9 protein-coding genes are annotated in these 10,290 nt (G+C 55.9%); 3 read left to right on the forward strand and 6 right to left on the reverse strand.

Annotated features, from left to right (window positions below; all coding sequences use genetic code 11):
- Positions 1–164 precede the first annotated feature (164 nt).
- Entirely contained in the window at positions 165–1,034 is an 870-nt protein-coding gene (gene catA, locus A6F49_RS07085) for a catechol 1,2-dioxygenase (RefSeq protein ID WP_043057703.1), read from the reverse strand.
- Positions 1,035–1,105: 71 nt separating this feature from the next.
- Entirely contained in the window at positions 1,106–2,704 is a 1,599-nt protein-coding gene (locus tag A6F49_RS07090; protein WP_043057702.1) for an AAA family ATPase, read from the reverse strand.
- Positions 2,705–2,933: 229 nt separating this feature from the next.
- Here A6F49_RS07090 and A6F49_RS07095 point away from each other — a divergent pair, with 229 nt between their 5' ends.
- Together A6F49_RS07095 and A6F49_RS07100 are read left to right on the forward strand one after the other, a co-directional pair.
- The gene (locus A6F49_RS07095; protein ID WP_043057701.1) at positions 2,934–3,254 is read left to right on the forward strand and encodes a putative quinol monooxygenase; all 321 of its coding nucleotides are present in this window, start codon (positions 2,934–2,936) and stop codon (positions 3,252–3,254) included.
- Positions 3,255–3,256: 2 nt separating this feature from the next.
- On the forward strand, positions 3,257–3,988 hold the full coding sequence (locus tag A6F49_RS07100) for a PIG-L deacetylase family protein (protein WP_235604900.1): 732 nt from the start codon (positions 3,257–3,259) through the stop codon (positions 3,986–3,988).
- A 54-nt stretch (positions 3,989–4,042) separates the two neighbouring features.
- Here the strand turns inward: A6F49_RS07100 and A6F49_RS07105 are convergent, their stop codons facing one another.
- On the reverse strand, positions 4,043–5,512 hold the full coding sequence (locus A6F49_RS07105) for an aldehyde dehydrogenase family protein (RefSeq protein ID WP_043057805.1): 1,470 nt from the start codon (positions 5,510–5,512) through the stop codon (positions 4,043–4,045).
- A 5-nt stretch (positions 5,513–5,517) separates the two neighbouring features.
- A complete protein-coding gene (gene ligM / locus A6F49_RS07110; protein WP_043057700.1) occupies positions 5,518–6,951 on the reverse strand; it encodes a vanillate/3-O-methylgallate O-demethylase in 1,434 nt (477 codons plus the stop codon).
- Between the two features lie 232 nt (positions 6,952–7,183).
- Between ligM and A6F49_RS07115 the strand changes: the two genes are divergently transcribed.
- Positions 7,184–7,939 (forward strand): SurA N-terminal domain-containing protein, encoded by a 756-nt coding sequence (locus A6F49_RS07115; protein ID WP_043057699.1) that lies wholly within the window; start codon positions 7,184–7,186, stop codon positions 7,937–7,939.
- A gap of 146 nt (positions 7,940–8,085) precedes the next feature.
- Here A6F49_RS07115 and A6F49_RS07120 read toward each other — a convergent pair whose 3' ends face one another.
- Both A6F49_RS07120 and A6F49_RS07125 read right to left on the reverse strand, forming a co-directional pair.
- Entirely contained in the window at positions 8,086–8,505 is a 420-nt protein-coding gene (locus A6F49_RS07120; RefSeq protein ID WP_043057698.1) for an SseB family protein, read from the reverse strand.
- Positions 8,506–8,746: 241 nt separating this feature from the next.
- Entirely contained in the window at positions 8,747–10,111 is a 1,365-nt protein-coding gene (locus A6F49_RS07125) for an MFS transporter (protein WP_043057697.1), read from the reverse strand.
- Between the last annotated feature and the right edge of the window lie 179 nt (positions 10,112–10,290).

Genomic DNA, 10,290 nt, shown 5'->3' on the forward strand with positions numbered 1-10,290 from the left:
TGCAGAGAGTTTGGCTTTCAGAGCCGTCCGGAAAGTCCCGTGAGGCAGCGTAGCTCTGCGACCGTTGGAAATGTCATTAACCCAGATTGAGGAGCGGGTTGCCCCGCTCCTCAATCTGATGGTTTTACACCGCTCGGAGTGTGTTTTAGTTGCTGTGAAACCGCTTAGGCTTCTGGATCCAGCACGAAGTCGTACTGGACGTTTTCGCCTTTACCGCTTGCGGCTGGCTGCGGATCTAGCATCAGCTCTGGTTTGACGGCCGAGGCAATGTCGTCGTCATTGTGCTCATCGCCTGGGAAGTAGAGCTGAGCGGTGAGCAGCTCGTGACCTGGTGCATGAACCTTGAAGTGCAAGTGGGCCGGGCGCCAGGCGTGCCAACCGGCTGCTGCGATGAGCTGGCCGCAGGCACCGTCGGTTGGGATCTGGTACGGGGCAGGGCGAATGGTGTTGATTTCGAAGTTGCCGTCACCATCAACAACCCAGGTACTGCGCAGGTTCCATTCTGGGATGCCTGGCGCGAACTGTGAGTAGAAGCCGTCGCTGTCGGCGTGCCACAGTTCGACACGGGCATCCTGCAGTGGGGTGCCGTCTGTGGAGCGGACCTGGCCGGAGAATTTCAGTGGGGTGCCCGGCTCATCGTCGCGCATTGGAATGGTGCCATTCCATGGGACTTCCGGGGAGTCTTCAACATAGTATGGGCCTTCGATGGAGCCTTTGTTGCCTTCGCGGTGGTCGGTAGCAACTTCTTCAACCGAGTGCTCTAGCCAGACGTCAAGGAACAGTGGCCATTCGCCATCTTCGCCGACCTTGATCAACCATGCCTTGAGGGCATTATATTCGTCGTAGCTGACACGCTCTTCGATAATGATGTCGTTCAGTGCTTTGATGGCTTTGCCAGCCAGCAGGTCAACGCGTTCGGTGTCGACGACGCCGTCACCGTGAGCTGCTGACATGCGCTCGGCAAAACGTTCCGAAGCCAAGCCACCAGAGGTTGCTGCTGCTGGTGCTTCTGAGAGGTAACCTTCTTGGGTCATCAGGATCTCCTGTTTTCTGTGCTTTGCCGTGGTTTTTGCGAGGACACGGCGTAATCTTATGGGTGGGTGAATTAGTGTGCCGAAGTTACGGCGTCTTCGAGGTCTAATTGTGGTGCGAGTCCACGGAAACGAGCTGCAGCGGCGAACACGTCCATGGACAATTCGGCGCCGCGATGCGTTGCCATGCGCAGCGCCAAGCGCAGTACCATCTTGATATCGCGTGGTGTGATGCCATCGAAGCCGACAACCAGCTGGTCGAGCAGTTGCTCATCCAAGGTGACGTCGTGTTCTGCGGCGAGGTTTTGCCAGATCAGGCGAGCATGTTCAGCATGTGGCGGCATGTAGTCAATGACTGCGGCACACCTGGCGAGGATGGCTTCATCGACGCCGTGGATACGGTTAGTTGTCAAAAACAAAAGTCCGTCGTAGTACTCCAGGGTCCGTAGGAACTCCGCCACAATCGCGTTTTGCTGGAGTTCGAATCCTCGCTCTAGCACGAATACATCGGCTTCATCTAACAGTAGGACGGCGTCCCACCGCTTGGCTCGCTCAAAAATTTCTTCGAGGTTCTGGCGAACCATTTCTGCGGTAATGCCCAGGGATCCGGTGTGGATCGAATACAGGGGCTTGCCGATGACCTCCGCATAGACTTCCGCGGTCAGGGTTTTACCCACGCCGGGGCGACCACGCGCCAGAATGACGTTTCCGGAAGATTTGCCCTCGATAATGTCGCCGGTGAATACAGTGATATCCGAGGTCAAGATGTCCAGCAGTTCGCGCTGGTCATCAGGAAGCACCAGCTTATCTTTCAGGTCGGTGTCGTACTGGTATTCCGTGAGGTCAGCGGTGTTGACGTCCAGGTAGTCCTGGGCCGACAGGTCAAAGACGCGCACGGCGGTGACAACCGGCACGGTCCCGTGTTCGCCCGGTTCAAATAATGTCGAGGCGGTGACCATACGCAACGGAGCAATTTCGTTGGCAGCGATGTCATGCACGACTTTGCGTTGGGCACGATCCTTGGCTGACCGGAAGTCTTCGGTGCGAATAGCTCGCCCGTTGAAGAGGTACTGTTTACCGAAACCGTGATCAATAAGGTGCTGAAAGGCATCACGACGTTGCTGATATTGGGCTTTCAGCTCCGGGGTTTCTTTATATGCACCCTGACTGATCAGTACATCGACCGGAGTTTTGCCCACGAGCTCAGAGTCTTCAAAGTATAGGACCCGTGGTGCCCGCGATGGTCGTTTGACCGTTGGGTTATCGGCTTCCATGGTGATCTTGATGCGCGCTTCTCGGGAACGATCGGCGTGTTCCATTTCGATACGGACTACAAGATAGGGGTGCAGGTATCCATCGGCTTCTTGCACATAGAGCCAGCCGTCAATCAGATCGGCCTTGAGGAATTCTCGGAACATCTCCGAGGCCGAATCAATGTGCGGGATGGGCTGGAAGTTTCCTGCACGGGCGGATTGGACGGCCATGACCGAGCGGGCGAATTGTTCGTGGTCCAGTTCGCGTGCCGCTTTCACCAGATCTACCAGTGCGGCGTCGGTGAGGTATTGCTCTGCGATACCCATATCTTTGGAACGCCAGTTGGTGGCTTGATCTCGGGCTCTTGCTAGATCCTGCGATGTTGTAGCAGCCACGACTTCAGCTGGGGCAACGAACATTCTTCACTCCTAGAACATCTCATCCACGTGACTGCCATCACGCGATAATGTTGTTCACCCTACACAACTTGTTGTGATGAATTAAATACAAGATCGAACTTGATTGAGATGCCACAGGTATAGATGTGGCGCAAGGGCTCCGACACGCTTGCTCGCGTCTCAGGTGCATGACAGGCTGGATGCGGCAGCACACTGCCCAAGTTCCGCCATACTCCAGAGGAGTCAAGCCTTGATTTTCATTGCCGCCAAGTTCAAAGTCCAACCAGAATACGCCGATCAGTGGCCCGAGCACGCTCGGGAATTTACTGAAGCGACTCGAAATGAACCCGGTTGCCTCTGGTTTGACTGGTCTCGCAGTGTCGAGGACCCCAATGAATATGTGTTGTTAGAAGCATTCAAAGATGATGCTGCGGAAGCCCACGTGACGTCCGAGCACTTCAAAAAAGCACAGCAAGACCTCCCACCACTACTGCAAGAGACCCCCAAGGTTCGCAACATGCTCATTGAAGGCGAGCACTGGGATGAGCTTGGCGAAATGGCGGTGAACTAACCGTGGCAGAGACCCCTGGACCACCGGAATCCGGACTCAAACTGCTAGATGACGGAAAGTTTGAGCGGGTCCTGATGATCGTGGCTCACCCCGACGACGCCGAGTACGGCACTTCAGCGGCCGTGGCCGAATGGACTTCTCGGGGTATTGAGGTCGGCTATGTACTGGCCACCGGCGGCGAAGCAGGCATGCAGCGACCGCCGGCTGAAGCTCGCGAACTCCGTGCCGCAGAACAACGAGCAGCCTGCGACATCGTCGGTGTCGAGTATCTGCGCATCTTGAATTTCCCCGACGGACTGGTCGAGTACGGGGTCGCACTGCGAAAAGCCCTGACCTATGAAATTCGCGCGTTTCAGCCAGATGCCATCATCACCGGTTCTGGTGAGCTCCACGTCGCCTGGGGTCTAGATCATCCAGACCACCGAGCAGTGGGCTTAGCCGCCATTGATGCTTCACGCGATGCCGGCAACAAGTGGTTATTTACCGACCATTTCGATGACGGCGTTGGACCATGGCAAGCTTCCACGTTGTTGCTAACCGGCACGACGCCGACGCACTACGTGGAGGTCTCTGAGTCGAGCGTGCAGAAATCGGTGGCTTCCCTGGCCGCCCATGAACATTACTTGGCCGATTTGCCCGACCACCCAACACCCGAATCATTTATCCCGCCAATGCTTGCTGCTACGGGTAAATCCGTCGGCGTGCCATATGCCATGGGATTTGCACTGCACTAATCAACATGATGATGCACCGCCGAATGGTTCGACGGTGCATCATCATGTGAGTGGCTAGCCTTTCTTGAGGCCAAGCGAATGGGGTTCTTGGAATGATCGTAGACCGATGATGCCCATCTCGCGGCCCATGCCAGACTGTTTGACGCCACCGAATGGGGCCCGCTGGTCGAGGCTTGGCGCACCGTGGGCGTTGTGGAAGATGTAGCCGGCCTGGAGTCTGGACCCGACTTCTCGAGCGGTCTGTTCATTGGTGGTCCACACGCTATTGCACAACCCGTAGCGCGTATCGTTGACGAGTCGGATGCCTTCTTCGACGTCATCAAATCCAATAATGGGGATGGTTGGGCCGAATTGCTCTTCGGTTACCACCCGAAGGTTGGGGTCAGGGTCAACGATGATGGATGGCAGGATGAAGTTTCCGCCGGCCCAAGCTCCGGTGGGCATTTCGCCGAATTCACGCACATCGGCGCCAGCGTCTTTGGCTTCTTGCACCAGTTGCGTTACGAAGTCCCACTGTGATTTTTGATGCAACGGGCCCATGGTGGTGTCTGGTTCAGAGGCTGGGCCAAGTTTGACTGTTTCCAGACGCTTGGTCAGCTCGTAGATGAGCTCTTGTTTCTTGGAATTATGCACGTAGATGCGCTTGGCATTCATACAAATCTGGCCGGTGGATCCATAGATACCAGCGAAGAGTCCATCCATATTATCTTGGGTAAATTCGGCGTCGTCGAGGATGAGTACCCCGTCGTTGCCGCCAAGTTCCAGCAGCACGCTCGTCATGGTTTCTGCTGCCATGGTCATAATGCGTTTGCCACCGTTAACGGATCCGGTGAAGCACACTTTGGCGACGTCTTCATTGGACACCAGTGCGGCACCAATTTCGGCGTCTTCACCGGTGATCACATTCAGCACGCCGGGCGGAAGTTTTTCAGCATAACGTTGCACCGCGCGAGTGATCGCTAACGGCGCGCTTGGCGGTGGTTTGACGATCACGGTATTGCCCGCCATGAGCGCATAGGGCATGGAAGCACCCAGGATCGCAATCGGCCAGTTGAAGGGCACAATGATCGTGACGACACCCATTGGCTTGAACGACACGATCGTTTCGGTTGGTGGGCCGGGAAGGGTTTCGACCTCATCTACCCGATCTGCCAGACCGCAGGCCAATTCGGTGCGTTGCACCAAGCCCATCAGGTCAAAGGTGGATTCGCCAAGGACTTTGCCGTTTTCTTCCGATAACAGGCGAGCCTCTTCTTCGGAATTTTCCATCACCGTGCCAGCGGCGGCCAGCAGCAATTCCGCACGATGCTGTGGGCTGGTTGCCGCCCAATCTGGAAACGCTTGTTTTGCCGCGGACACGGCTTTGAGCGCTTGATCACGGGTTGCGGCAGCAGCCATCCCGACGATATGTGACGGCCGAGCCGGATTGCGGATTTCCATGACGTGCTCGGCGTCAAAACTGTGCGACGCATCGTAATAGCGTCCGCCATAATATAACTGTGTGTGGAGGATTTTGGTTTTCATGGTCACTACACTTGTCCCTTCTTACGCCATGCGCCTTCATAGGAATCACGGACTGCTCTGGAATAGGGCACCGGGGCAACGGTGACCCCGACTTCAATTTGTTGGTGATGTTCCACGGTGGTTTTTTGACTGCCGCCGTCGGGTTCGCCCCAGATCACTCTCAGTCGCGCACCCAGTGGAATATCGGGATCCACCACGGCCAGTGACAGGGCTGTGCGTTCATTGGCCGAATACCCGGTGAACATCGACAGCCCGACGACGGCGCCTGCCTCGTCAATCACTGCATCAAAATTAGACGAACCATAGTTGGCATTGGGCAGGTCAAAGAACTTATACGGCACCGCATCCTTGTCATACATGGACGCGTGGATGCGGACCATATCCTCATCGTCCCAGGCCAGCGTCACCTTGCGACGTTGCGTCGCCGGGTCCATCTGCTGCAGGGCGTGACTACCAATGAATTCATGGTCGTATCTGATGAAACTGCCGTACCCCAGTTCCCACGGGGTGGTGTAATAGTCCTCGATGTTCTTCGAGACAAAAGAGCCGGCGATCGTGTTGTTGGCTTCATAAGAGTCGGCTCCCAGCCAGGCTCGATAATCTGCCAGCATGCCATTGCCGCTATAAATTGCCGGCAGCGGCGAGGGAATCCAGCCAGATTCCAACGTGTTGGACGAATATGCGCGCGCCCCCACCGCGACTAGTCTGAAGTCCGCGCCGGCTGCCATGACCGCTTCACGCACGTCGTCGTAGTGGTCATACGGTCCCCACAATTCCAGCCCGGGCGCCCCGGCCATCCCGTGACGCAGGGTGCGCACCGTCATGAGCCCGATGTCTAGGGTGCTCATGTGGAAGAATTTCAAGGGCTCCACCGGGCCACCGTTGAGGCGTTCGATGACATCCCATGCGCGCGGGCCTTGAATCTGGAGTCGCCAATAATGCCGCTGGACGGCTTTGCCCATGGGACGCGAGGGCGAGCGCCGATCCACAAGCAGTTCGACGTCGTAATCACCATGCTCGGCCTGAAATAACAACCAGTTGGTGACGGGCGCGCGACCAACATAGGTGTACTGTTCGGGCTCTTCGTGGAACAGGATGCCATCACCGATTACATAGCCGCTTGGAGTGACCGGCACGTATTGTTTTGCCCGATTGACGGGAAAATTTTCTAACGAGTTGATGGCCGTGGACGACAAGAGTTTCTTGGCGTCCGGGCCCGTGATGATGAGGTTATCCATGTGGTGCGTTTGGTCGAACATCACGGCGGTATGTCGCCAGGCAAGGACTTCGTCGCGCCAGTTGGTAAATTCCGAGGCGACGACGGGATAGATATAAGCGCCCGTAGGAGCATTACGCATGTACTCAACGGGGTTTGCAGAGCGATCAAGTACGTCTTGCAGAGAAGTGGACGGTGGATCGTGGTGGATCGATGGCGCCATGAGCCGTTCCTTTGTCACAATACTGGCTGTCGAGCTGCCGAAACACAAAGCTCCATGTGACGCAGCCCATAATCTTGAGCATAGTGAGATCAGGTTGTTTTCACAACGAGTTTTCACCCAATACTTTGGCTGTGCTACTGGGAATCCGCTGAGTGTGAGCTGGATGTCATTCACAGCCGATGTTGTTAGTCTCGCCGCAATACAAACCACAGTACCGACGGAAGGGGCAGTCATGCCCAAGAAACTACTCCTGAGCATCGCTGCAGCGTTAGCCGCTTTTAGCCTGGCCGCATGTGGCGCCGATGGCGACGAATCAGCCTCGGAAGAGACAGAACAAAGTCAACAGGGTGAACAAGCCATGCCTGAACCTGAGCTGGACAACATTCCTGATGTTGTTGCGGTGGTCAATGACCGAGAGATTTCTGGCGAAGCGTTTGCCGAAAGCTACGAGGCACAGTTCCAGCAGCTTGCCATGCAGTCACAAATGACCGGTGAGGAACCGAACCAGGATGAGTTGAAATCCCAGGCGTTGGAAATGATGATCAACTCTGAACTGCTGACGATGGAAGCCGAAGAGCAAGGCTTCAGTTCATCTGAGGAAGATGTCGATGAGCTCTTGTCCACGATGGCCGAAGAAAACGGCATGGAATCAGGCGAGGCACTCATGAAAGAGTTCGAGGCTCAAGGGCTCAGCAAGGAACGCGTCCGGGAAGATCTCCATAAAGAGGTCTTGATCCAGCAGGTTATTGAGGACCTTGATGTCGCAGAACCAACCGATGACGAGCTGCAAGAAATGTACGATCAGCAGGTCGAACAACTCGAAGCCATGAATGAACAGGTCGAAGAGGACCAGGCGCAAGAGGTGCCACCATTTGAAGAAATGGAAGAGCAGCTGACCGAGCAAGCAACCATGGAAAAGGAAAATGAGGTCCTTTCCGGTCTGCTTGAAGAACTCCGTGAGCAAGCTGATATCGAAACGCATCTCTAAACACGCAGCGTCCTAGTTTTTGATAGGTGTTCCGCGTGCTTTGGTGCGACGTTGAACAATGCAAACGGTGGCAAATATGACGACGGGCTGCAGTGCATGTGATCATGCGCTGCAGCCCGTCTGCGTGATGCTCGAATGGCTCGGTGTTATGCCTGACCGAGTTGGGTGATGATCTCGTCTCGAACGGCTGCGACTTGGTCCTTGCCCAGGCCGAATTGCCGTGGGGTACCAAAATCGATCACGATCCCGGCATCTGTCACAGACTGAATAATTGCCGAGCCCGGTACCACACTGACGTGTGGGGCGGCTTCGCTAAAGTCTTCGGGGATATCGTCCGGCGAGGTGAAAAGCGGCATCACGGGATTGCCGTCGGTGTCCTGGAGCATCAGCGGACTCACGGAACCGTCGTCGCCGGCTTTGTCGACCGAGGGGAACACTACCTGCGAGTTGAGGAATGCATTGATGACATCAACAACTTGGTCATTGGTGGTTTCTTCGCCGTCCGTGGCGGTCGTAAGCTTTTCGATTAGATTGGTCTGTTCGGGGAACCCTGCATCCTGTGTCATCTTCAAACCTCAATTACTTCTTCACTAACGCACCTGCAGCTGCACAGGTATGACACCTTCCACGCTACGCGTTCACCGGTGCTGTGGGAAATCATTGGGTCGTTGTGGTTTTCGGTTGGATCTGACGGATGCAACAGACAGCTGGGTTCGGCACAACCTGGTTGTTTTCTACCCAACCTAGCGTTGTGTTTGAGGATGATGTGGTCGTCGTCGCAATGATTCGATGGGTGGGACCGCTGTACTACTTTGCGGTGTCGCTTTGGGCGCTGATTCGGGCCTGTTCTTCGGCTTGTGGGGTCAATGGTGCCCCGCGCGGTTCGCGGATGGTCAGCACAGCGATTCCCGAGACAATGGCCATAAAGATCAGATAGATGCCCACGGTGCCGACCCAGCCGGTGGCTCCAACGAGATACTGGGCGATGGTCGGGGCGAATGCACCACCAAGGACCGCTCCCATGGCATAAGAGATCGAAACGCCGGATAGTCGGGTGCGTGAGGGGAACATTTCCGAATACATGGCCGACTGCGGCCCATAGGTGAGGCCGATGGGGATGGTGAAGATCAACACGGCGATGGCGATGAGCACCATGTTGCCGGTGTCTATCATCAAAAACATTGGCAGCGACCACAGGATTTGGAATCCAAATCCGACAAAATAGGTTGGCCGACGGCCAATGCGGTCTGAGATGGAACCGGCAAATAATGTGGTGAAGACCCACGCCGCTGCTGCCACCGATACCAGCATCAGCATATTCGTTTCGGAGACACCGTGTGTGCTGGTCACGTATCCCAAGACGAACCCACCAGTTACCATGTAGCCGGCTGCGTTGTTACCGGCAAAGGACAGGGCTGCTTTGAGTACGGTCTTCCAGTCTTCCTGGAAGAGTTGGCGCAGCGGCGTCTTGGCCTGTGCCGCGCTTTCTTGGAGTTCTTTGAACACCGGTGTCTCGGCGACTCTCATGCGGATGTAGTAGCCAACGAAGATCAGCACGAAGGACACCAGGAATGGCACACGCCAACCCCATGAATAGAACTGTTCAGTGGACAGGATAAGTGAGCAGATTCCGAGGATGGCTGATGCCAGCAGCATGCCTAGTGGCACACCAATCTGCGGATACGCTCCGAAGAGCCCACGGCGTGAGGTTGGCGCATGTTCAACGGCCATCAGCGCAGCGCCGCCCCACTCCCCACCGGCGGACAGTCCCTGCAGGATGCGCAGTAATAACAGCAGAATGGGCGCCCACACGCCAAGGGTTGCATACGTTGGCAGCACGCCGATGAGCGTCGTGGCAAGACCCATCAATCCCAGGGTCAACATGAGCACCATGCGACGCCCATACCGGTCACCGATCCACCCGGCGATCACCGCGCCTAAAGGGCGGAAGAGAAACGAGATGCCAACGGAAGCATACGAGATCAGCTGCGCTAACTGGGGGTTCTCTTCGCCCACGGGGCCGAAGTATTGACTGGCGAAGATGATGGCTGCGGCGTTGGCATAAATAAAGAAGTCGTACCACTCCACGGTCGTGCCGACCAGTGTGGCACCAAGAACGCGCTTTTCCTCTTTGGAGATGGGGAGCTTTGTCGTTTTACGTTGGGAGGTCATGATGCTTGTCCCGTCCAATCGTGTGCTGGTTCAGTTCGCAGCAAGGTATAGCGGCTCTTCGGAATTTTGGGTGTAGATCGGTTTGGTGACCGGGGTGTGTTGAAGGCATAAAAAAGTCGAGGTCTTCCGAAGATGGAAGTGCTCAAACAACACATCTAAAGAAAGACCTCGACATGCCC

Origin of the sequence: Enteractinococcus helveticum (genome assembly GCF_001657475.1) — a bacterium.
Taxonomy (GTDB): domain Bacteria; phylum Actinomycetota; class Actinomycetes; order Actinomycetales; family Micrococcaceae; genus Yaniella; species Yaniella helvetica.

What these genes read in the sequence shown, in the direction of transcription:
- catA (WP_043057703.1), bottom strand. Translation starts at nt 1,034, where the DNA reads ATGACCCAAGAAGGTTACCTCTCAGAAGCACCAGCAGCAGCAACCTCT.
- A6F49_RS07090 (WP_043057702.1), bottom strand. Translation starts at nt 2,704, where the DNA reads ATGTTCGTTGCCCCAGCTGAAGTCGTGGCTGCTACAACATCGCAGGAT.
- A6F49_RS07105 (WP_043057805.1), bottom strand. Translation starts at nt 5,512, where the DNA reads ATGAAAACCAAAATCCTCCACACACAGTTATATTATGGCGGACGCTAT.
- ligM (WP_043057700.1), bottom strand. Translation starts at nt 6,951, where the DNA reads ATGGCGCCATCGATCCACCACGATCCACCGTCCACTTCTCTGCAAGAC.
- A6F49_RS07115 (WP_043057699.1), top strand. Translation starts at nt 7,184, where the DNA reads ATGCCCAAGAAACTACTCCTGAGCATCGCTGCAGCGTTAGCCGCTTTT.
- A6F49_RS07120 (WP_043057698.1), bottom strand. Translation starts at nt 8,505, where the DNA reads ATGACACAGGATGCAGGGTTCCCCGAACAGACCAATCTAATCGAAAAG.
- A6F49_RS07125 (WP_043057697.1), bottom strand. Translation starts at nt 10,111, where the DNA reads ATGACCTCCCAACGTAAAACGACAAAGCTCCCCATCTCCAAAGAGGAA.